General features: G+C 49.3%; 19 protein-coding genes. 4 read left to right on the top strand and 15 right to left on the bottom strand.

The annotated features are described in order from the left end of the window. Nucleotides 1–6: 6 nt before the first annotated feature. The 3 genes from CLV60_RS26165 to CLV60_RS26155 are packed head-to-tail and all read right to left on the bottom strand — an operon-like array spanning nucleotide 7 to nucleotide 3,868. Nucleotides 7–1,089 (bottom strand): ATP-binding protein, encoded by a 1,083-nt coding sequence (locus CLV60_RS26165; protein WP_106598349.1) that lies wholly within the window; start codon nucleotides 1,087–1,089, stop codon nucleotides 7–9. Nucleotides 1,090–1,094: 5 nt separating this feature from the next. After that, nucleotides 1,095–2,558, bottom strand: coding sequence for a DUF5691 domain-containing protein (locus tag CLV60_RS26160; protein WP_106598348.1), 1,464 nt, complete (start codon nucleotides 2,556–2,558; stop codon nucleotides 1,095–1,097). Further along, nucleotides 2,555–3,868: an SWIM zinc finger family protein gene (locus CLV60_RS26155; protein ID WP_106598347.1), complete on the bottom strand. Its 1,314-nt coding sequence runs from the start codon at nucleotides 3,866–3,868 to the stop codon at nucleotides 2,555–2,557. The genes CLV60_RS26160 and CLV60_RS26155 overlap by 4 nt, the downstream gene beginning before the upstream one ends. A 142-nt stretch (nucleotides 3,869–4,010) precedes the next feature. Between CLV60_RS26155 and CLV60_RS26150 the strand changes: the two genes are divergently transcribed. The 3 genes from CLV60_RS26150 to pgi all read left to right on the top strand — a co-directional run bounded on the left by CLV60_RS26150 (nucleotide 4,011) and on the right by pgi (nucleotide 7,850). Next, entirely contained in the window at nucleotides 4,011–5,216 is a 1,206-nt protein-coding gene (locus CLV60_RS26150; RefSeq protein ID WP_211302278.1) for a DUF5009 domain-containing protein, read from the top strand. 69 nt (nucleotides 5,217–5,285) lie between these two features. Beyond that, entirely contained in the window at nucleotides 5,286–6,119 is an 834-nt protein-coding gene (locus CLV60_RS26145; protein WP_106598346.1) for a sugar phosphate isomerase/epimerase family protein, read from the top strand. Between the two features lie 81 nt (nucleotides 6,120–6,200). Continuing rightward, nucleotides 6,201–7,850: a glucose-6-phosphate isomerase gene (pgi, locus tag CLV60_RS26140; protein WP_106598345.1), complete on the top strand. Its 1,650-nt coding sequence runs from the start codon at nucleotides 6,201–6,203 to the stop codon at nucleotides 7,848–7,850. On the opposite strand, the gene CLV60_RS26135 is transcribed toward pgi, so the two are convergent. Beyond that, complete coding sequence (locus CLV60_RS26135; RefSeq protein ID WP_106598344.1) at nucleotides 7,847–8,215, bottom strand: VanZ family protein; 369 nt, start codon at nucleotides 8,213–8,215, stop codon at nucleotides 7,847–7,849. The genes pgi and CLV60_RS26135 overlap by 4 nt on opposite strands. Before the next feature lie 188 nt (nucleotides 8,216–8,403). Here CLV60_RS26135 and CLV60_RS26130 point away from each other — a divergent pair, with 188 nt between their 5' ends. Further along, nucleotides 8,404–10,854 carry a carboxylesterase family protein gene (locus CLV60_RS26130; RefSeq protein ID WP_106598343.1) on the top strand — a complete coding sequence of 817 codons (2,451 nt, stop codon included), beginning with the start codon at nucleotides 8,404–8,406 and terminating at the stop codon, nucleotides 10,852–10,854. Between the two features lie 240 nt (nucleotides 10,855–11,094). Here the strand turns inward: CLV60_RS26130 and CLV60_RS26125 are convergent, their stop codons facing one another. The 11 genes from CLV60_RS26125 to CLV60_RS26075 all read right to left on the bottom strand — a co-directional run bounded on the left by CLV60_RS26125 (nucleotide 11,095) and on the right by CLV60_RS26075 (nucleotide 23,225). After that, nucleotides 11,095–11,913 carry an SDR family oxidoreductase gene (locus tag CLV60_RS26125; RefSeq protein ID WP_106598342.1) on the bottom strand — a complete coding sequence of 273 codons (819 nt, stop codon included), beginning with the start codon at nucleotides 11,911–11,913 and terminating at the stop codon, nucleotides 11,095–11,097. Beyond that, a complete protein-coding gene (locus CLV60_RS26120) occupies nucleotides 11,910–12,125 on the bottom strand; it encodes a hypothetical protein (RefSeq protein ID WP_106598341.1) in 216 nt (71 codons plus the stop codon). Before CLV60_RS26120 ends, CLV60_RS26125 begins: the two co-directional genes overlap by 4 nt. A 187-nt stretch (nucleotides 12,126–12,312) precedes the next feature. Continuing rightward, entirely contained in the window at nucleotides 12,313–14,223 is a 1,911-nt protein-coding gene (gene dnaK / locus CLV60_RS26115) for a molecular chaperone DnaK (RefSeq protein ID WP_106598340.1), read from the bottom strand. Nucleotides 14,224–14,402: 179 nt separating this feature from the next. Further along, a complete protein-coding gene (locus CLV60_RS26110) occupies nucleotides 14,403–16,949 on the bottom strand; it encodes a phosphocholine-specific phospholipase C (protein WP_106598339.1) in 2,547 nt (848 codons plus the stop codon). A 111-nt stretch (nucleotides 16,950–17,060) separates the two neighbouring features. Beyond that, on the bottom strand, nucleotides 17,061–17,588 hold the full coding sequence (locus tag CLV60_RS26105) for a hypothetical protein (protein ID WP_106598338.1): 528 nt from the start codon (nucleotides 17,586–17,588) through the stop codon (nucleotides 17,061–17,063). A gap of 93 nt (nucleotides 17,589–17,681) precedes the next feature. Next, a complete protein-coding gene (gene rplT, locus CLV60_RS26100; protein WP_015810727.1) occupies nucleotides 17,682–18,026 on the bottom strand; it encodes a 50S ribosomal protein L20 in 345 nt (114 codons plus the stop codon). 103 nt (nucleotides 18,027–18,129) lie between these two features. Beyond that, nucleotides 18,130–18,324: a 50S ribosomal protein L35 gene (gene rpmI / locus CLV60_RS26095; RefSeq protein ID WP_015810726.1), complete on the bottom strand. Its 195-nt coding sequence runs from the start codon at nucleotides 18,322–18,324 to the stop codon at nucleotides 18,130–18,132. 135 nt (nucleotides 18,325–18,459) lie between these two features. Continuing rightward, nucleotides 18,460–19,017: a translation initiation factor IF-3 gene (gene infC / locus CLV60_RS26090; RefSeq protein WP_106598337.1), complete on the bottom strand. Its 558-nt coding sequence runs from the start codon at nucleotides 19,015–19,017 to the stop codon at nucleotides 18,460–18,462. A 110-nt stretch (nucleotides 19,018–19,127) separates the two neighbouring features. After that, nucleotides 19,128–21,071 (bottom strand): threonine--tRNA ligase, encoded by a 1,944-nt coding sequence (thrS, locus tag CLV60_RS26085; protein ID WP_106598336.1) that lies wholly within the window; start codon nucleotides 21,069–21,071, stop codon nucleotides 19,128–19,130. A 60-nt stretch (nucleotides 21,072–21,131) separates the two neighbouring features. Then, nucleotides 21,132–22,331, bottom strand: coding sequence for a tetratricopeptide repeat protein (locus tag CLV60_RS26080; protein ID WP_106598335.1), 1,200 nt, complete (start codon nucleotides 22,329–22,331; stop codon nucleotides 21,132–21,134). A gap of 6 nt (nucleotides 22,332–22,337) precedes the next feature. After that, on the bottom strand, nucleotides 22,338–23,225 hold the full coding sequence (locus CLV60_RS26075; RefSeq protein WP_106598334.1) for a class I SAM-dependent methyltransferase: 888 nt from the start codon (nucleotides 23,223–23,225) through the stop codon (nucleotides 22,338–22,340). Nucleotides 23,226–23,315 lie beyond the last annotated feature (90 nt).

Below are 23,315 nucleotides of genomic sequence, written 5' to 3'. Positions count from 1 at the left end.
TCGTGGTCAGATGATTTCCCGGCAAGCCCTGTAAATGTCTTTCCAACCGTCACGTTGTTTCAGTACGCTTTCCATGTATTCCTGGAAAACAATTTTGTCCTGTACCGGGTCTTTGATAATCGCCCCGATCAGGCCGCTTGCCAGGTCGTCGGCTTTGAGACTGGCATCTCCGAAATGATAGGCGAGGGATAATCCACTGTTCATCACCGAAATGGCCTCGGCTGTGCTCAATGTACCGGAAGGGGATTTCAGTTTGGTCTTGCCATCGGCAGAAACACCGTTCCGCAGCTCCCGGAATACGGTTACGATGCGGTTGATCTCTTCCAGAATCGGCTTTTCGACGGCGAGATCAATCGACTTACTGAAACTCGCGACACGCTGCTGCACGATTTCCACTTCTTCCTCAATCGTCTCGGGTACTGGCAGAATCACCGTATTGAACCTTCGCTTCAACGCGCTCGAAAGGTCGTTCACGCCCTTGTCGCGGTTGTTGGCCGTGGCGATGATATTGAAACCACGAACTGCCATTACCTTGGTATTCAGTTCCGGAATAGGCAGCATTTTTTCCGAAAGAATCGTGATAAGGCTATCCTGCACATCGGAGCCGATGCGCGTGAGTTCTTCTACGCGCACAATTTTACCTTCTTTCATCGCGCGCATAACAGGCGTTTCAACGATCGCCTCCGGTACGGGCCCGGCCGACAGCAATTGAGCATAGTTCCAGCCATAACGCACGGAGTCCTCGCCGGTACCCGCTGTCCCCTGGATCACCAGGCCGGAATCTCCTGAAATGGCCGCACTAATATGCTCAGAGACCCAGGATTTGGCCGTACCCGGTAAACCGTACAGCAGCAGCGCACGATCGGTGGTGAGCGTAGCAACTGCAATTTCCATCAACCTGCGGTTGCCAATGTATTTAGGGGAAACAACAAATCCATTGGCGAGCTGCCCGCCCATCAGATAGGTTACCACCGCATGCGGAGACAGCAGCCAGTTTTCGGGCCGCGTGTGCTTATCCTGTTTTTTGATTTCCTCGATTTCCTGTGCAAACTGCGTCTCCGCTGCTTGCCGTAAAATGTTTTGTGCCATATTTTTCAAGCAATGTTTTTTCTTAGTTCGACCAGGCGCATCATTTCGGACGCCTGGTTTTTGAAATATCTCAATTGGTAATCCTGCCGTGGATCTTCGGCATATTTTTTCAGAACGGGCATGATGTTCGCGGGTAGCTGCAATGCAAGCCACTGGTATGTCGCCTGGGTAATGTGGTAAGGAAATTTGGATAGATGGTCGAGCAACTGTTCGGACAGCTGCTCCGGAAGGATCGTATAGGCATCGTCCAGCAGATAAGCGAAGAGGTTGGCCGCATTACCATTCAAAAATTGCAGAAAAAACGGTAGCCTCTCCGCAGGCGTCAGCGCATCGAGTAGCCTGATATCACGGGCGTCACCCCGATGCAACAGGGCTAGCGCCCATGCCTTGTTTTTGAAATGTGCCGCCGCAGACGTCAGGAATGGGAGCAATGCCTTGGCGCCGGGATGTTCGAGGAACAAGGTGATGAGTTGCTGATCATCGATAGCCAGCCGGTTGGATAGCTCGGCGGGGTCAATGGCAGATAGTAACTGTCCTGCAATAAACACATGATCCTGCACGCCTTTTTCGGTACTCATTTTCTCGATGCCGCTTTTGAAGATGCTTTCATCCGGGATTACATCTTCGGCAATAAAAATCTTTTTCTTTTTGGTAACGAGCAGGTGCCTTTCCTCGCGCACTTCCAGCATCCGGAGCAGCCATTCGAGATAACTGCGGTTCAGGGCCGATCCCTGGATCTGCCGGAGCAGGCCAATGGCTGTTTGTCGTACCTTCTGGCTTTTATCGGTTAACAGATTTTGGAGAAAGGGTTCATCGGCGAGTGATAAACTTTCGTTGAGCAATTCCACCAATGCGAGGCGGTTGCCGGCATTTTCTTGCGTCCATGTTGTTTCGAGCAATGCAATGGCCGCATGGGGTCCGGTTTTCCGTAATGCGGAGAAGAACAGCTTTCTCTCCGCCATCGTCCCGGTTTCCCAAATGTTTTCTTCTACCTGGATGCCGCTTCTCAGCTCCTTCCACTGAGGATTCAACCCACAGAGCCACTGCCCGGTCGACCCGCAAATGTCCAATAGCTGTTGCCGGTTGGTATTTTTCTCCAGCGCCCGGTTAAGAATGGCCGGGACTAGCCGAGGCTGGACCACTTCATTTCTTTGCACAAGTCTGAATACCAGAAAATCAAACAAAATCTCCTGTTGATCCGCCAAAGCAGACTGCAAAAATGCAGCCGGTTTGCCGGTAATGATCGCGAGCGGCTCGGGTGGGCATTCCGGCAATTGAGTATGGATGGTCAGCGGTTTTGCGCCAGCCTCTTCACATAGTATCGATGTAAAAGCCGTTTTCAAGAAACGATCCTCTTTGCTGGTCGTTAATGCTTGTATTTTGGTATAGATCGCGGCTGCATCTTTCGGGATTTCAGGCATATGTCTGTCAGTACCTAGTAGCGCCGCCTTCAATATTTCTGCATTCATGATTTGATAAAAGTCCCTTGCTGGTCTGTTGATATAAAGTGCAAATCGAATTGTTGTTGATCGTAAACGCCAAAGGCTGAAAAACGGCGCCCTCCTGAAAACGCGAGCATTTTCCAGCATTCGTGTTCGGGGTTCGATATCCTGACGCTTTGTCCTTCCACGTCGGTCAAAAACCATTGGCCATTCTCGAAAACTGCTTTGATACCCTCGATCATGAATGGTATCTGTTCGGTAAAGGGGCTTTGGCTTAAAGTGGCCGTAATGGTCTTGTATATTGCTGAAAATGAATCAGGTATGGTAATTTTCGCAGGATAACTGCCAGCCGGGCGCTGCTCCCGTATGAGCGCGCGCATGGGCACGGAGGCAGGGTAGTAAACGATATCAGCATCGATTTGGATCCCGGGCACGAGCATCGTCTGGTAGGACTGATTTCCCGCATAAAAATTCAGCAACAATGCAAACCGGGCTGTCCGGAAGCCATACAGCCATATCCGTTCCGTGGTTACATTCCCCTCTTCCGACATTGTTACCGATAGCACGATCCAGTGGTCGGTGACGGGTTCGGATTGCAGGACTTCTTCTTTCGGGATCGCCCAGCCGATCAGCGTTGCGAGGTCTCTCGCGGTCGTGTCGGGCAGTGTCTCCCGGTTGCGATACCCCTCGGTGATCATGTAAATGGTTGATAACCTTTTCAATAACTGTCCTTGCCAGCCTTCGGTGAAAAAGTTGATCTGATTAATCTGACGCAGTTGGCCTGCGAGTCCACCTGCCTGGGCGTCGACCATCCTTGCGGTGATATTCTGATGAAATTGGTATGCTTGCTGCGGCACATGCATGATGCCTGTCCGTACAACGTCACTCAACCAGGCACGGAGTTCTTCAATACCACCATTTACCTTCTTTTCCCGCGACTCGATACGCTTCGCACGGGCAATTTCGTCTACGGGTTTTTCCGTCTTCGCTTCGTGAGTCGCTTCCCGCACCTGTCGCTTGCCAAGCCATTCGGAAACGTAAAGAGGTGATTCATCGCTGATTGTGAATGCTTCGCGATCTTCTACATACAGTAAAAGCAAGCCTATACCGTGCTTACAGGGGAATTTTCGGCTGGGGCAAGTGCATTTGAAAGCAATATTCGTCAAGTCGATCACCGTTTGGTAGGGATTTTTACCGCTACCCTGGCATTCACCCCACAAAGCCAGGGGATTGTATTTTGCAGTAACCCATTTGCTTCGTGTGGCCAATTGCCGGCCCGCTTTTGCCGAAGCGTCGTCGGGAGCGAGTTGAAAGACCTGTTCGCGGTTGTATTGCATTAATATGGATGATCGCTCTGATTGAAAAATCAAAAATAGAAATTGCCTGGAATAAATTCTGACAAATGAGCAAATGCCTCTCATTTGCTATCAGAAGGCGAAAAACGATTATATTAGGTCTCCCTAAATCCAAACCTTCTAAATGATGCCCCCTTATTCCCCCTCGCTCCGCCTGGATTCGATAGACGTATTCAGGGCAGTTACTATGTTTTTAATGATTTTTGTGAACGACCTCTGGACGCTCGAAGACGTGCCCGACTGGTTGAAACACAGCCAGGCGGCGGCAGACGCCATGGGGCTTTCGGACGTCGTATTCCCCGGTTTTTTGTTCATTGTCGGCCTTTCAATTCCCTTCGCGATTGCTAATCGCAAGAAAAAGGGAGACTCTGATGCATTGATTATCAGGCATATTGCTGAGCGTACTTTTGCGCTGCTGCTTATGGGCATATTCATTGTGAACTACGAGAATATTGCGGGTGAGGCGATGGCCGTCAGCAAATATGTATGGGAAATTGGTATGGTGATCGCCTTCTTCCTGATTTGGAATGTATATCCTTCGAACCCCGAAAGGAAGGGACTTTACACGGCATTGAAAGTGACAGGTTACCTGTTGTTGGTGGGCCTGGCTGTAATTTACAAAGGTGGCGATCCTACGACCCCGTCGTGGATGGAAACGCATTGGTATGGTATCCTGGGCCTCATTGGATGGTCGTACCTGCTTGGTGCGCTCGCGTATCTGCCCACGCGCGACCGTGTTACATGGGCGATCGGCGGCTGGTTGTTTTTTGTTTTGTTCAACCTGGCCGACTTCGCGGGCGTGCTGGATTTCCTGGATCCGGTCAGAAACTATGCTTGGATTGTCGGTAGCGGGTCGATGCCCGCTTTTGTGATGGGGGGGGGTGTGGCGTCGGTGATTTACCGGGATAGCGTTAGCCGGAATGCGGTCGGTACTACTTACCTTTTGATTTTGGTGGTCCTTGGGGTACTGTCACTGGCATACGGTTTTGGTACCCGGCCATTTTGGGGGATTTCCAAAATCAGGGCTACGCCGGCCTGGGTAGGCATCTGCTCGGGGATCAGCTTTTTGGCATTTGCGTTCCTATTCTGGTTGGTTGATTTGAAAAAGATCAAAAACTGGGCGAACATCATCCGGCCGGCCGGAACCGCCACGTTGACCTGCTACCTTATTCCTTATATATGGTATGCCGTCATCACCCTCGCAGGAATCAGCCTGCCAATGTACCTGCGCACCGGAATGATAGGTCTTGTGAAATCGGCCTGTTTTTCCTTATTGGTCATTTTGCTCACAGGTGCGATCAACAGGGTTGGCGTAAAACTTAAGATTTAAGTCGATAGGTGGTAAATCCGCTACTCTTCGTCTTTTACCTATACAGCAATTACTTTTAATTTAAACAGAATGAATTCGAGAAGAACATTTGTCAAAAAGGGCATCGCCGGACTGATGGCCGGTAGTATCATTTCACTTCCGGAGCAAAGCAATGCGGCCCCGGCTAAAAAAGAGGACACTTTCAAACTCGGTATGGCCGGTTACAGTTTTGTGCATTTCAAACTTGACGAGGCGTTGGAAATGATGAAAAAGACAGATGTTCGTTATTTGTGTATCAAAGATTTTCACTTGCCCTATAACAGTACTGCCGAGCAGATCACGGCATTTCACCAAAAGTTGAAAGACGCAAATGTGACCGGCTATGCGGTAGGTCCGATTTACACGAAGACGCACCAGGAGATCGATAATGCATTTGACTATGCCAAAAGAGTAGGCGTGGACCTGATCGTGGGCATTCCGAATCACGACGATCTTAAATATGTGGAGCAGAAAGTGAAGGAGTACAATATCCGTTACGCGATCCATAACCATGGGCCGGAGGATAAATTGTATCCCAACGCAACTTCGGTATACAATTTCGTGAAAGATCTCGACCCTCGTGTGGGGCTTTGTTTTGACATGGGCCATAACCGCCGCGACAACCAGGACTCCGTGGCCGACCTGGGCAAGTATAGCAAACGCATTTTCGACATTCACCTCAAAAATGTTACGGCGGCCACCAAGGATGGTAAAACCTGCGAACTGGGACGAGGAATTATTGATATTCCTGCATTTGTGAAAATGCTGCGTAAAGTGAAATATGCGGGGTCGTGCAGCCTTGAATATGAGAAAGATATGAAGGAACCACTAGCTGGTATCGCCGAATCGGTAGGGTATTTCCGGGGAGTTTGCCAGGCGAGTTAATCCGAAAAACACGCATTTAGTGCTGTAAAACCCTATTTTTGCATGAACAAGGTTTGATTTTTTACCATAACGCCAAAACTAATGCTATCAAACGTCCCCTTTGATCAGTTGGCGGCTTATAAAAAGCTGAAAACGCATCACAAAACCATTTCGCAAAAGCATTTAAAAACGCTCTTCGAGGAAGACACCGATCGTCATAAAAAGTTCTCCATCCGTTTCGGGGACATATTGCTGGATTATTCCAAAAACCGCATTACCTCGCGTACGCGCTCATATCTGGTTCAACTGGCAGAAGAGGCTGGTTTGGCCGAGGCTATCGAGGCGATGTTCACCGGCGCGAAAATCAATGCCACCGAGGGACGTGCCGTTTTGCATACTGCATTGCGCAATCGCTCCAACGAGCCTGTGCTCGTGGATGGCAAGGATGTGATGCCGGATGTGAATGAGGTACTTGCGAAAATGAAGGACTTCTCAACCCGCGTAAGATCGGGAGCATGGAAAGGCTATACCGGAAAGGAAATCACCGACATCGTGAACATCGGTATCGGCGGTAGCGACCTGGGCCCGGTAATGGTGACCGAGGCGCTGAAAGCCTATGCGAAGAATGGCTTGAATGTGCATTTCGTATCTAACGTGGATGGTACGCACATCGCGGAAACTGTGAAATCGCTGAACCCGGAGACGACGCTGTTCATGATCGCGTCGAAAACTTTCACGACACAGGAAACGATGGCCAATGCGCACAGCGCACGCAGCTGGTTCCTGGAAAAGGCCTCGGATGAAGAGCATGTGAAAAAGCATTTCGTTGCGATTTCAACGAATCGCTCGGAGGTTGAGAAATTCGGTATCGATCCTGAGAATATGTTCGGGTTCTGGGATTGGGTAGGAGGTCGCTACTCGCTGTGGTCTGCAATCGGTTTGTCGATCGCTTGTTATGTGGGCTTCCAGAATTTCGAGCAGCTGCTCGCCGGCGCGCACGATATGGACAAGCACTTCCGTACTACCAAGCTGGAACGCAACATTCCGGTGATCCTCGCATTGATCGGCATCTGGTACAACGATTTCTTCGACGCGCAAACGCAGGCGATCCTTCCTTACGATCAGTATATGCACCGTTTTGCTGCTTACTTCCAGCAAGGGGATATGGAAAGTAATGGAAAGAGCACCGGCCGTGACGGCAAGCCGGTAGGTTACCAAACCGGTCCGGTGATCTGGGGTGAGCCGGGTACCAATGGGCAGCACGCATTTTACCAGCTGATCCACCAGGGCACGAAACTGATTCCTTGCGATTTCATTGCGCCGGCTGTCAGCCACAACCCGCTGGGCGAACACCACAAAATGTTACTATCCAACTTCTTCGCGCAAACCGAGGCATTGATGAACGGCAAGACCGACGAGGAGGTGCGCGCTGAACTGAAAGCTGCCGGAAAGAGCGACGCGGAGATCGAGCAGATCGCACCGTTCAAAGTTTTCTCTGGTAACCGTCCTACCAACTCGATCCTCGTGAAGAAGATTACCCCGAAAGTATTGGGAAGTCTGATCGCGATGTACGAGCACAAGATTTTTGTACAAGGTATCATCTGGAATATTTACAGTTTCGATCAATGGGGTGTTGAGCTGGGTAAACAGTTGGCCAACAAAATTTACCCCGAGCTACAAAACGACTGGCCGGTTACCAACCACGACAGTTCGACGAACGGTTTGATCAATCAGTACAAACGCTGGCGCTAGTTTTTCAGCACCAGTTTTGTGAAAAGATAACCGATTAATACACCAGCAGCGTCTGCCACGGCATCCCACCAGTCAAAAGTGCGGTCGAAGGGCAGAAGCTGCTGGTAAAATTCCAGCCCAAGCCCGTAAGCCATTCCCAATCCCACCACCAAGAGGCTTTTTTCAGGGTAAATAATCAGCGCGAGAATCGCCCATACCGTAAAGAGTCCCGAGTGGACAATTTTATCAAAACCTAAGACGGGTGCGGCAGGCAGATCTTTGCCCGGCCAAGTGCACGCAACCAAGATCAGGAAACTCCAAAACCAGATAAGCCATTGACGTTGAGCAATAAATTGAATCGTCGATTGTGAAAATTTTGAGGTCATAGTTGTGAAATTGTACACCGAAAGTTACGTTTCATTTTTCGAATTTTGATAACTGACTCCTAAAAAAGGGTTATTTGAGACAGTTTAGAAGGTGTTTTGACTGAATTTTGAGTTAATTAAAAATAGAGGGTATTATTATTAATATTTTTTATTAAGTTTAATTTTCTCTGATCACTAAACCTCTTTCAATGAAAAGGATTTTTGCGACACTCTCATTACTATTTGTTTTTTCCCAGAACCAGGCACAGTCGGTTTACCATTTTGAAGAAGGACTGGCCGTCGGGCCATGTCACCAATATGGGCGGGAAGCATTGTACACCGACCAGCTGGCATATCAACTTTACAAAGGTACGCTCAAACCACTAGAAGGAAGCATTTTATTAACCGATCCGAAAGCAGGGGAGGTTAAGTGGAAAAAAGTGCAAGCCGACTCGATCCACCGTTTTCGGGGCGACTCATTTTCCAATGGGTATGTTTACCTGACCTACGAATCCAAGAAAGAACAAACCGCCATTCTCACGATGACCGGCCAGGACATGATTTTCCTGAATGGCGTACCGCGCGGCGGCGACATGTACCGCTACGGCTGGATGCATTTGCCGGTTGTTCTGAAAAAGGGCAAGAATGAAATCTACGCGCGGGTAGCGCGTTTCGGCCGGTTCGGTGGTATTACCGCTAATCTCACTTTTCCGGAAAAGCCTGTTTCTATTAATACAGAGGATCTTACGATCTCCGATATTGTTCCAGGTTTCAAAAATGACTCACTCTGGACGGGCGTCGTCATTTCGAACATGACCAGAAAGCCATTGACAGGCATGGAAATGAAAACGATCGTAGCTGGAAAGAACATTGTTACAAAACTACCGTCGGTACCTGCCATGACATTGCGCAAGGTGGGCGTACTCATTGACGGAAGCGGGGTGACCGGTGTTGGTAAGAACGAAGGTTCGCTGAGTTTGCTGCAAAATGGCAAAGTTACCGATCAATCAAAAATTGCGATCCAGTCGGTAGAGGCTGGGAAGCAGTTTAGTCGCACATTTGTGAGTGAGCTGGATGGCAGCGTGCAGTACTATGCCGTTTCTCCACAGATCAAAAGTGATGGCAAGGAGCAGCCGGCGTTGTTTTTCTCGGTGCATGGTGCAGAGGTTCAGGCGATTAGCCAGGCTCGCGCTTACAAACCGAAAGATTGGGGTGTGCTTGTTGCCCCTACCAACCGCCGTCCTCGCGGATTCAACTGGGAGGATTGGGGAAGGATGGATGCATTGGAAGTGCTGGGCATTGCGAAGAAGCAATTCAACCCGGATCCATCGCGTATATATTTGACCGGTCACTCTATGGGTGGGCATGGTACCTGGTTTCTTGGCGCCACTTATCCGGAAAAATGGGCGGCAATAGCCCCGTCGGCTGGTTACCCAACCCTGGCTGCTTATGGCTCGCACGACGGTGTCATTCCCGACAGCGCCGGATCGCCTATTGAGGCTATGTTGCTGAGAGCCAGTAATCCAAGCAACGTTTTGGCATTGACTTCCAACTACAAAAGCCTGGGCGTGTACATTGCGCACGGGGATGCGGACAGGACCGTACCCGTGACGTACGCGCGTCAGATGCGCGACATTCTTGGAAAATTCCATCGCGATTTCAGCTACTACGAACATATTGGCGGCGAGCATTGGTACGGAGATATCAGCGTAGACTGGCCGCCGATCTTCAACTTTTTCAGCTGGCATTCGATTCCGAAAGACACGACTGTAACATCCATCGATTTCAAAACGGCTAACCCTGGTATTTCATCGCGCATGCGCTGGGCAGGTGTGCATCAGCAGATTAATGCATTGAAATACAGTCATATAAAGCTTAGTAGCAGCAAAAAGGACTTGCGAATTGAAGGTACTACCGAGAATGTAGCATTGCTTTCATTAGACCTCAGCGCATTTGCAAAGGGTTCTCAATTGAAGATTGTGCTGGATGGCAAGGCGCCGTTAGAATATGGGGTGAAGGGAAATGAAACCATTTACCTGAAAAATGAAGGCGATTGGAAATTGGCGGGCGCACCAGCGGCGACCGAGAAAAACCCGGACCGGAGCGGTACGTTGAAAGATGCATTCAGAAACCGGATGGTGTATGTATATGCAACGGGTGGAAGCGTGGAAGAAAAGACCTGGGCATTTGAAAAAGCGACATTTGATGCCGAGTCGTGGTATTACCGCGGAAATGGCGCGGTGGACATTGTCGCGGATAAAGACTTTGATCCCCAGCAGTTTAAGGATAGAGGTGTGATTCTTTATGGTAACAAAACCACGAACCTTGCCTGGGATAAGGTACTGAAAAACTGCCCGGTAACCGTGGCGAGTGGAAAGATCGACGTAGGCGGGAAGCAGTTTACCGGTAACGACCTCGCGGCCTATTTCATTTACCCAAGATCAGATAGCAAGACTGCTTCGGTGACGGTTATTTCAGGGACCGGTAAAGCAGGTTTTCAGGCAGCCAATGCCAATCAGTATTTCAGCGGCGGCAGCGGTTTTCCGGATGTAATGATTTTCTCAGCCGATATGTTGAAGAACGGAATTAAAGAAGTGAAAATGTCCGGATTCTTCGGAAATGACTGGTCAGTGGAGCGTGGGGAGTTTATGACGCAGTGATTGTCAGGTATTGTCAAGTGATTGTCAGGTATTGTCAAGTGTAGTCAGATGTGGTCAAGTGTGGTCAGGTGTTGTCGGGGATAGATGATTGTAGGCAATGATACTGATTATCAAGTAGTTGTTAAAAGAAAACGTCAGGTATAAATGCCTGACGTTTTTTATTGACTTAATGACTATTCCTGACCACACTTGACAATACATGACTACACTTGACGAGTCCTGACCACACCCGACAGTCCACTAGCCATTATCGGCAAATTCGGGGTAGAGCGTCATTCCGCCGTCGATGTATAGCGTTTCGCCATTTACATAGTCTGAATCATCCGATGCCAGCCAGGCTACTGCTTTGGCAACATCCTGTGCTGTTCCGATCCTTTTGTACGGAATCAGGTGAAGCAGGCTTTGGTATTTATCGGGATCCGACCAGACCTCTTTGTTGATAGGCGTTTTGATTGCGCCAGGGCTGACCGAGTTCACGCGAATTTTGTATGGCGCAAGCTCCTGCGATATGGATTTCATGAACATCATCACGCCACCTTTTGATGCGGCGTAGTTGACGTGTCCCGCCCAGGGAATCACATCATGCACGGAGCTCATTAGCACGATTTTCCCGATTGCCAGTTCGCTATGGTTAGGTTCAGTAACTGCCTGTTGCTGAGCTATAAACTGCTTAGCTGCTTCGCGACAAGCTAGGAATTGCCCCGTCAGATTGACGTCGATTACTTTTTGCCATTGTTCCAAAGTCATTTCGAGAAATGGCGAATCCTTTTGCAAACCCGCATTGCTTACGAGTACATCGACGCGGCCAAATTGGTTTACTGTTTCGGCAAATAGTGCTTTTACATCTTCCTCCTTACTCACATCGGCTTTCACCAGAACTGCACTTCCGCCATTGGCTTTGATTTCGTCGACCACTTCCTGACCTGCGGCTGCATTGGAACTGTAATTCACGACTACATGCGCGCCGTTGTTTCCGAAATGCAGAGCACAGGCTTTCCCAATTCCGGAGCTTGACCCGGTGACGATGACGACCTGACCTTTGAATTTCAGTTCGATCATATCATTTCTTTTTCAACAGCTTTCAATTTTTTCCAAACGCGACGGTTCACATTTTTAACCGCCCAATTTTTCGCAATCAGAATTGCTTTGGAAACAGCCTCGCGAGGGGAGATGTTGGTTGATCGTAATAGTTCCTGGGCGACGGCCACCGCTTTTTCGCGGGTAGTTGGAGAAAGGTACATCAATTCTGGTAATGCGATTCTTGCGTCCATAGGAGTCTGAATTTTTAGTGGTTTGATTAGATTGATGAAGATTTGTTTTGGTTTGAAAAAATCAATGCCAATGAATTAACGGTTGATTTTCTATTATTATATACGCTTTGTCACCCCAAAATGTAACACTGCGTGTAAAAAAAATCCCCATCTGTTTAACGGACGGGGATTTTTTCTAATCTCATTCTTATTTTACTTCTTCGAAGTTGACGTCCGTCACGTCGTCAGTCGAACCATTGTTGCCGGCACCTGCGCCAGGGTTTCCGGTTGGGTCGCCTGCACCTGGCTGGCCTTCACCGCCTTGTGCATACATTTCCTGAGCGGAAGCCTGCCATGCAGCATTCAGTTTTTCGGAAGCAGCGTCGATAGCTGCGAGATCCTGAGACTGGTGAGCGGTTTTCAATTCTGCCAGCGCACCTTCGATGCTCGATTTGTTGCTGTCAGAAAGTTTATCGCCATATTCTTTCAGCTGTTTCTCAGTTGAGAAGATCAGGCTGTCAGCTCCGTTGATTTTTTCGATTTTCTCACGTTCCGCTTTATCAGCAGCTTCGTTCGCTTTCGCCTCTTCACGCATTCTGTTGATTTCGGCGTCGGTCAAACCGCTGGAAGCTTCGATACGGATCTTCTGCTCTTTGCCGGTTCCTTTGTCTTTCGCAGAAACGTGCAGGATACCGTTTGCATCCACGTCGAATGTTACTTCGATCTGAGGTACACCGCGTTGTGCTGGCGGAATGTCGGACAAGTGGAAACGACCGAGTGTACGGTTGTTCGACGCTTGTGGACGCTCGCCTTGCAATACGTGGATTTCCACAGATGGCTGATTATCAGCGGCAGTCGAGAACGTTTCAGTTTTCTTCGAAGGAATGGTAGTGTTTGCTTCGATGAGCTTGGTGAACACACCGCCCAATGTTTCGATACCGAGTGACAAAGGAATAACGTCCAAAAGGAGTACGTCTTTCACTTCGCCGGTCAATACACCACCCTGGATAGCAGCACCTACGGCCACAGCCTCGTCAGGGTTAACGTTTTTCGAAGGTTTTTTACCGAAGAATTTCTCTACTTCTTCTTGCACGCGAGGGATACGGGTCGACCCACCTACGAGGATTACTTCGTCGATGTCGCTGTTCGAATATCCTGCGTTTTTCATCGCTCTCTTGCAAGGTTCCATCATACGTTGGAACAGAGAATCAGCGAGTTGTTCGAATTTTGCACGAGTCAAAGTGCGAACCAAGTGCTTTGGAATACCGTCTACCGGGAAGATATATGGCAGGTTGATTTCCGTCTGAGCTGAGCTGGACAGTTCAACTTTTGCTTTTTCAGCAGCTTCTTTCAAACGCTGCAATGCCATTGGATCTTTTCTCAGGTCAACGCCTTCGTCTTTAAGGAACTCGTCGGCCAACCAGTTGATGATCACCTGGTCGAAGTCGTCACCACCCAGGTGAGTATCACCGTCGGTAGATTTTACTTCAAATACACCATCACCCAGTTCCAGGATTGATACGTCGAAAGTACCGCCACCCAAGTCGAACACGGCAATTTTCATATCCTTGTGCTGTTTGTCCAGACCGTAAGCCAGGGCAGCAGCAGTAGGTTCGTTGATGATACGTTTTACATCCAGACCGGCGATCTGACCAGCTTCTTTCGTAGCCTGACGTTCCGCATCGTTAAAGTATGCAGGAACCGTGATCACCGCTTCGGTAACTTCCTGACCCAGATAGTCTTCCGCAGTTTGTCTCATTTTTTGAAGAATGAATGCAGAAACTTCCTGTGGTGTGTAAAGGCGGTCACCGATAGGAATGCGCGGAGTATTGTTAGGGCCTTTTTCTACGCTGTACGCTACGGTCTTCATTTCAGACGTTGTGTCATCGTATTTTTTACCCATGAATCTTTTGATGGAGCTAATAGTATGCTTGGGATTGGTAATCGCCTGACGTTTGGCCGGTGCTCCGATTTTGCGTTCACCATTATCCATGAAAGCAACTACGGAAGGGGTAGTGCGGGCACCTTCGCTGTTGGCTATTACAACCGGCTCGTTACCCTCCATGACAGCCACGCAGGAGTTCGTTGTTCCTAAGTCTATGCCAATAATTTTTCCCATTTTTCTATTTTATAAGTTAAGTATGATTTGATTCTGGACTTCGGACCTGCCGGGAGCGTTTGTGCGCCTTTTCAGCCGGTCACTGGGAGTTTTATTAAAAACCCCGTACCAGCAACTTTCCTACAAAACCAGAATGACAAAGTGTCAGGCCAAAAAATGGCCTGACGATGGGATAAGTATTAGCTAAGCATTTGGCCCATGTAAGGGTCGCTCTGGCTGGCAGCACCGGTTTCGACATGCCCTGCAAACCGCGAGAATGCATTCTCAGCACCCTCGATCGCAACGGTGAAATCGTACCAGTTGAAGCTTTTGGCAAGGTTGAGCACGATACTCTTGTGTGATTTTGCACCCGCAGAAGCTTTTTCGAGTGTAATGCTTTGAGCGGCAGTGCCATAGGCATTATCGGAAATCTTCAACACTGCCTTTTGGCTTGGGTGCAGGTTGCTGATTTTCAGTTCGATGTGGCCGGTCGGTTTTTTGCTGCGGTCCAGCTGGTAAGCACATTCTACCTTCAAAAAGCTGTTTTCCTTGTTGCCAGCGTACTCACGGAAGAACCCGTTCGGGCCGTAGACCTTCAAATGGTAATGCTGATTTTCAAAATCGGCAAGTTGGAATGAACCGGTCAGGGCGTCGCCGGCTTTCACCGCGTAATTCCAGACTTTGACATGTTCATTTTTGTATTTTCCCGGGGCATACACGATAAATGGCGAACCGGCAGATTTGTCGTGAAATATGCCATTTCTGGCTTCCAGCTTAATTTCAAATGCATTTTTGGCAGAGTTGAATGCGCCGTCGGCATATAATTCATACGGGATGGCACAGGATGGCCGCGTTCCTTTTTCCTGGTTGGGCAAAATTGGAGAGGTCAGCGGATTGTTGTTCACCTCGTCGATCTCGCTTTTGGATAATGCCTTGTAGCCATTGGGTAGCTTTTTGAATTTGGCATTGAAAATGCTTTCCATGAATTCCTCTCTTTCCACGAACGTCGGGAGCTTTATTTCCTGGCCGTCGTAAGGCGTGAAAGTGGAAGTAAGGTCACCGCAAATGGTGCGTCGCCACTCGGTAATATTCGTTTCCTTCACTTGCTTGCCGGATTTGAGGCTCACGAATTTTTCGAGGAACTGCAAAATAGAAGTATGGTCGAAGACCTCGGAGCACACATTGCCGCCACGATTCCATGGCGAAGCGACGATCAGCGGCACCCGGTAGCCGAGGCCGATCGGACTTTCGCGGCATTCTTCTTTCTTTTTCTTCTGCATATCCTGCTCCATTGTCACGAACTCCGTCTTGCAATCGATCCCCGCGGATACGGCACCGGTGTCTTCTTTATATGGATTAGGCACAACATAAGGAGGTATGTGGTCGAAATAGCCATCGTTTTCGTCGTAGCAGAGAATAAAAATGGTCTTTTTCCAAACCTCGGGGTCCGCCGTAAGGATATCGATCACTTCCGAAACGTACCACGCGCCATACCAGGGCGCGCCCGGGTGGTCGGAGAAGTTTTCAGGTGCAACGAGCCAGGAAACGGTAGGCAGTGAACCGGTTTTTACGTCCGAACGGAACTGGTGCAGCACGTCGCCCATCGGCGCCTTGGCTTCATTTTCGATATCGCCGTCCTGGTATTTTACCGTGGTAATCTTCCGGTAATCCGGGTCGTTCTTATTGACGGTGAATGCCTTATTGTGAATATTTTTCTGACGCTGCGAGAGTCTTTCAAACTTCTCAGGGCTCCAACGGATCAATTCCTCATTCGCCAGTTTCAGCAATGCCCGTTTTTCCTTTAATACTTTTTCAAGATCGGCGGCCTCCTTGCCTGAAAGCGATTTCAGCTTAGCTTGTGCTTCCTCAATCTCGCCGGGGAGCATTTGCTGGCGTTCTTTCAGGTAACGTTGATAGCCCGTGTGGTAGCGGATATTGTATTGAGAGAACCACTCGATCGGGTTGTCGGTGAAGTTAGCGAGCCATGCCTCTTCCTCGCCCGTAAAACCGGTATTGATACTCAGCTCGTTCTGGTATATTCTCCATGAAATGCCGTTGTCTTCGAGCCGCTCGGGGAATGTCGTCCACGTAGCTTCGCGGTCGTCGGTCACATTCTCGTTACGGATATTCGCATAATGCTTATTAGGATCGGTGTTTTCACGTACGTTACCTGTCCAGAGGTAAAGCCGGTTGGGCGTCGTACCGGTCAGTGATGAGCAGTAATTCTGATCGCATACGGTAAATGCATCCGCCATTGCATAGTAGAAAGGAATATCCTCGCGATTATAGAATCCTTGCGTGAGGGGCATTTTGGCATAATCCTTATTGCCGGGCTGCTTGGCAATGAGCCATTTATCATATTTTCCCTCATTGCGCGCATCCACCTGGTTGGGCCATGAATGTGGGAGCGAGCCCATCCAGGTCGCTTTGGACTCCCTGATATTCAGGCGGAAGGGTACATACGTTTCGCCGAATGCATTGGTTTGCAGCCAAACGAGGTTATTGTTCGGTAGCGTAATAGCCCGCGGATCGTTGAAGCCGCGTACACCGCGGAGCGTTCCGTAGGAATGGTCGAACGAGCGGTTTTCCTGCATGAGTATGACTACGTGCTCGGCGTCCTTCCAGGTTGTGCCTTTGGGTGGGTTAATAGCCAGTGCTTTCTGAATCGAAGCGGGTAGGGTGCTGAACAATCCGGCTGCTCCTGTGAGCATGGTGGCTTTCCGGATAAATTCTCTTCTTGAGTCCATGGGGTAGGTGAGTTAGGAAAAAGAAAAAGGGCTTTTACGATAGTACATCATTTTTTGCAAATGTACTATCGTTTCAAAGCCCTTGCTTTATTCTACTATTATTCTTTGTAATTACTTTCCGCCGAATAGGCCGCCCAGCATGCCGCCCAGGTCGATACCGCCGGAAGCCGGTTTGCCGCCTTGCTGGTCGTTGCCGCCGCCGAAGAGGCCGCCGCCCATTTGAATGAGTGATCCGAGGTCAAAGCCGCCGCTACTACCACTACCACCGGCAGTGCCGCCTTGTCCATTCAACTGGCCGATCACCGCGCCCAGCACGCCTGGCAATACCGAGTTTACGATATTACCCGCCACCTGGCTGTTCAGTCCGAATTTCTGAACAATAGCGCTGACAGCGTTGGTCGCGATGGATGCTACGATAGGGTTATTGAGAAGCGAAGCCGCGGAGGTACCGCTTTCGCCGCCGAAGAGTCCCAGCAATCCACTGATGTTGCCGCTTTGAACTTGCTCCTGCAAACCACCGGTAATGGAACTGGTGAGTGTATTGATAACTTCCTGATTATGCTCGTTGGGAACGTCAGGGTTGTCTACAACCGATTGTTGCGAGTTTTGTTGTACAAGGTCGAAGAGTTGTTCCAGCATTTTTATTTGGTTTTGAGGTACGATGATTCGTTGTCGCCTGCAATATCCAAATTTTATGCAAAAAAAATCCCGCCGGAGAGGCGGGATGCTGTTTTATTTTACTTGATCAACGATCGCTTTGAATGCATCAGGGTGGTTCATCGCGAGATCCGCCAGAACTTTCCTGTTTAGCTCGATGCCTTTTGCATTAAGTTTACCGATGAAAGCAGAATAAGACAATCCGTGCTGACGGGTTCCTGCGTTGATACGCTGGATCCACAATGCGCGGAAGTTACGTTTCTTCTGCTTACGGCCTTCGTATGCGTAAGCCAAACCGCGCTCAACGGCGTTCTTGGCAACGGTCCATACATTTTTGCGACGGCCGAAATAGCCTTTCGCGAGTTTTAAAACTTTTTTACGTCTTGCACGTGACGCAACGTGATTTACTGAACGTGGCATAATTTAACTGTTTTTGATAATCGGCGCTCTGCTGAGACTTAAATGCCTTTTATCGGGTTGAACAAAAAACCAGAATTTAATTTCTGAATTGGCTTTTTACGGATTATTTCCGAAGCATTGCCAATACTTGCTTCTCGTTAGACTCATCGATCAGACCAGTCTTAACCAAACCACGCTTGCGCTTGTTTGATTTTTTGGTCAGGATGTGGCTGTGGAAAGCGTGCTTACGTTTGATTTTTCCGGTGCCAGTCAGCGCGAAACGCTTTTTAGCCCCAGAGTTGGTTTTCATTTTAGGCATGATTCAAAAAACTAATAGTTGATAAAATATAAAACAGCGCGCAAAATTAGCCATAATCTCTAAAAAATAAAAATCGTGTTCCCGACATGATGCCGAAAACACGATTTTCTATCGATATGCTTTACTAAAAGCGTATTATTTAGCGCCTTTTGCAGGCGCAGGAGCGAGGATGATCGTCATCCGTTTTCCTTCCAACTTAGGTTCCATTTCCAGCTTGCCGTATTCGGCCAGTGCTTCGGAAAATTTCTTCAGAAGGTTCACACCGCGTTCTTTGAAGACAATCGTACGTCCTACGAAATGCACGTATGCTTTCACCTTCGAACCTTCTTTAAGGAAGTTGGTCGCGTGCTTCAATTTGAAATCGAAGTCGTGGTCGTCCGTGTTCGGGCCGAAACGGATTTCCTTGATAACCACTTTCTGCGCTTTCGCCTTGATCTCCTTTTGTTTCTTTTTCTGCTCGTACTTGAATTTGGAATAATCCACTACTTTGCAGACCGGCGGAACTGCCGTTGGCGCAATCTCAACCAGATCAAGCCCTTGTGCCTTTGCCATCGCTCGGGCGGTATTGATATCCACGATGCCCGGTTCAATGTTTTCGCCGACCAATCGTACTTCTTTTGCTGTAATTCGTTCGTTAATTTTGTAAGGTTCTTCGGGAATCCTCATCCGTCCACTAGGGGGTCGTAATGCCATATAATTTGTATTGGTGTTTTTTTGTTTTTGGTGGAAATCGAAAAAATTAACACTAGCTCCACAAAAATAGTGCCTTATTGCTGGAATAATACTAAAATCTTACAAAAACATCAAGCAATAGCGGCTTCCTTTTTGAAAAACGCCGTGAACTCTTCGATCGTCATACTTCCCAGATCACCCTCACCTTTGCGGCGTACCGACAGTTTTCCCTCGGCAGCTTCCTTCTCGCCTACAATGAGCATGAATGGCACTTTGGTAACTTCCGCATCACGGATCTTGCGGCCAATCTTCTCGTCACGGTGATCTACAAACCCGCGGATGTCGTGATCCTGCAACTGGAAGAAAACATCCTCCGCATAATCAGCGAATTTCTCCGAGATCGGTAGAATCGCAATCTGATCCGGCGACAGCCACAATGGGAATTGGCCCGCGGTATTTTCGATCAGGATCGCGGTGAAGCGCTCCATGGAACCGAACGGCGCGCGGTGGATCATCACCGGGCGGTGCTTCTGGTTATCGGAGCCGGTATATTCGAGCTGGAAGCGCTGTGGAAGCTGGTAATCCACCTGAATAGTACCCAACTGCCATTTACGTCCCAATGCATCACGCACCATGAAGTCGAGCTTCGGACCGTAGAATGCGGCCTCGCCCAATTCGGTCACAGTGCTCAGGCCGCGTTCAGCAGCAGCCTCGATGATCGCGCTTTCCGCTTTTTCCCAATCTTCGTCACGACCAATGTATTTCTCCTTGTTATTAGGATCACGCAACGAGATCTGCGCGCTGTAATCGTCGAACCCGAGGGATTTGAACACATACAATACCAGGTCGATCACGCGGATGAATTCTTCCTTCACCTGATCAGGACGGCAGAAAATGTGTGCATCGTCCTGTGTGAACCCGCGTACACGTGTGAGCCCGTGCAGCTCGCCGCTTTGTTCGTACCGGTAAACCGTCCCGAACTCAGAGAACCGCAATGGCAGATCCTTGTAGGAGCGGGGAGAGGTTTTGTAAATCTCGCAGTGGTGCGGACAGTTCATCGGTTTGAGCATGTACTCTTCGCCGAGGTTAGGGGTTTTAATGGGCTGGAACGAATCCTTACCATATTTATCCCAGTGGCCCGAAGTCACGTACAAATCCTTGCTGCCGATGTGCGGGGTGATCACAGGTGTGTAACCCGCGCGTGACTGCGCCTTGCTCAGGAACGCCTGCAAGCGCTCGCGCAGCATGGCACCTTTCGGCAGCCACAATGGCAAACCTTGTCCTACCTTTTCCGAGAATGCAAAAAGCTCCAACTCTTTGCCGAGGCGGCGGTGGTCACGCTTTTTGGCTTCCTCCATCAGGGTTATATATTCTTCCAGCTCTTTCGCCTTTGGAAAAGTAATGCCGTAAATGCGGGTCAACATCTTGTTTTCCTGCTTGTTACGCCAGTATGCGCCCGCGATGTTGGTCAGTTTGGCGGCTTTGATGAAACCGGTATTCGGGATATGCGGCCCACGGCAGAGGTCGGTGAAACCGCCTTGCTCGTACAATGTAATAGAGCCGTCTTCCAGCCCGTCGATCAGTTCCAGCTTGTATTCATCGCCTTTTTTGGTAAAATAGTCGATGGCCTCTGCCTTGCTGATCGGCTTGCGGATATATTCGTTTTTCTGGCGTGCGAGTTCCAGCATTTTCGCTTCGATTTTCGGGAAATCTTCCTGCGAAATGGTCTGTCCGCCCAAGTCCACATCATAGTAAAAGCCCTTTTCGATCGAAGGCCCCGTACCGAATTTAATTCCCGGATACAGCGCTTCCAATGCCTCGGCCAGCAAGTGGGCCGAAGAGTGCCAGAATGTAGCTTTACCGTCCTCGTCGTTCCACGTCAGCAGTTTTACCAGGGAGTCCTCCGTGATCTGGCGCGTAGGGTCCCAGACTTCATTGTTGACTTTGGCGGCTATCACATTCCGTGCAAGCCCTTCACTGATACTGAGCGCGATTTCGAGAGCGGTTACCCCTTTTGGGTAAAAACGTTCGCTACCATCGGGCAGGGTAATTTTTACTTGAGACTCGTCTTTCATTCAAAAAAATAATTCTGTGGTATGGTTCAATGGCAATGCGGCAGGCCGCAAAACACAAAGCTATTCAATTTTAGCTTTGCGTGATGAGTCCACGCGGATATTTGTAGTACCGCGCGGTTGGATAATATTAATTTTAACCCGCGCCGTATCGAGTAATTTGTACCCCGGGTTGGTATTTTCCTCAGGATAGTAGGAGGGGTACAGTCCTTCCGACTCGATTTTCCGGATGCGGTACATGCCGTAGCGTGCATCCTGGTCGCCCGGCGCGATGGTCAATGCCGTTTCGTAGTAAGTTTTTGCAACATCGAGCTCGCCGCTTTTTTCATAGGCATAGCCCAGCATATTGTTGATCTCTTTCGACTGCGGCTTCTTTTTCAAAAGCGTTTTCAATGCCGGGATCGCCTGCGGGTAAGCGCGGAGCTGCATGGCTATCGTCGCCAGCTGATTGAGCGCTTCGTCATAATCCGGCTGGATTGCTACTGCTTTTTGATAAAAAATCAAGGCAGTATCCGGCTGCGCCAATGCATTCAGGATTTCCCCTCTTCCGAAAAACAGGCTCGCACGTTCGGGAAAGCGCTTTAATGCGCGTTCATTGATGGCGAGCGCTTCGGCGGTATTTTTCAGTTTCAGGTTGATCATCGTACCCTGCTCGTAGGCACGCAGCAACCGGGGATTAACGTTCATCGCGTAGTTCAGGCTCGATAGGCTAGCCAGCGAATCGCCCTGCCTTGCCTGCAACATGCCTTTCACATAATAGGCAGAGCCGTCGTAGGGAGCCATTTTCAATGCCTGGTTCAGATAGCCAGCCGCCTCGCCGAAGCGGTTTTTTGCTTGCAAAATGTCCGCTAGCAACACATACAGCTCAGGACTGCTTTGCTGCAATGCTTCGGCGCGTTGCGCATCTTCGAGCGCATTGTCGATCTTGCCCAACTCGCGGTTGATTTTCCCGCGCAGAAGGAAATACTCGCTCACATTATCCTGCTCGTAAATTGATTCGTTGATATCGTCGAGCGCCTCCGAATACTGTTCGCGTTCGAAGTAAATGCGTGCCCTTTTGAAATAATTCACGTCGGAATCAATGCCGCGGTTGATCAGGTCGGTGAGCGACAGCAATGCATCGTTCTGCCATTGTGCCCTGCCTTTTTTGATCACCGGCGGGATGCGTGTGGATGTGCGCGCGTCGCTCTGGCACGACTGTTCGAGCCCGCCCAGCGCGATGAGCATTGCAAATGGTAAATATTTCAGATTGTCAGACTTCATTCGCCTCTAAACATTCTGGTCTGAAAAACGCGAAAACACGCCCAGCGGCAGCTTTTTGCCAAACGAATCGGGAATAAACAATTCACCGAACTCGTGTTTGATCTCCGTTCCGAAATGCGTCTTGATCAGGTTCTCAACGATCAACGCGGAGAAACCCAGCGAGTACAGGTTAATGATAAAAAAGAAGTTCTTTTCCTTTAATAACTGCGCACAGAGCCTCAGTAGTTCATTCAGGCTCTCTTCCAGCAGCCATTTTTCACCGTCCGGCCCGCGCCCGTAGGCAGGAGGGTCGAGGATCAGACCATTGTATTTGTTGCCGCGGCGCACTTCGCGCTGTACGAATTTCAAAGCATCTTCAACCACCCAGCGGATATTGCTCAGTCCGCTGAGCTCCATATTCTCGCGCGACCAGCTGATCACCTGCTTCACCGAATCCACGTGCGTTACATCCGCGCCCGACGCCTTTGCGGCCAGAGACGCAATACCCGTGTAGGCAAACAAATTGAGTACCGAGGGCTTTTCTTCCGGCATTTGTTTCAAAGTCCGTGCGATGAAATCCCAGTTGGTAGCCTGCTCCGGGAACACGCCGACGTGCTTGAAGGAAGACAATGCCAGTTTCGTGCGTAAATGCAGCTCTTTGGTCCGGTATTGGAATACCCATTTATCGGGCATGTCGCCTTTGGTAATCCACTGGCCTTTTTCCTGCGAATTCTTATCCTTTTTGAATACCGCATTCGAGCGCTTGTCCCATTCGGCTTCCGAAAGTGACTTGTCCCAGATAGCCTGCGGCTCCGGGCGCGAGAGCACATACGGCCCGAATTTTTCAAGTTTCTCAAATCCGCCGCTGTCAATCAGTTGGTAGTCGGTATGTTGGTCTGGTGAAAGTAGTATCAAGTTAGTTAAATTTATGACCACCGACGGCCGACCGATGACCGCCGTTTGGTGTATTGTTACGTTTGTTTATATAATCTTTATGACCGCCGA

Origin of the sequence: Dyadobacter jiangsuensis, assembly GCF_003014695.1 — a bacterium.
Lineage (GTDB): Bacteria > Bacteroidota > Bacteroidia > Cytophagales > Spirosomataceae > Dyadobacter > Dyadobacter jiangsuensis.
Note: the sequence above shows the minus strand (reverse complement) of the source record. Positions and strands in the feature narration are given on the sequence as shown.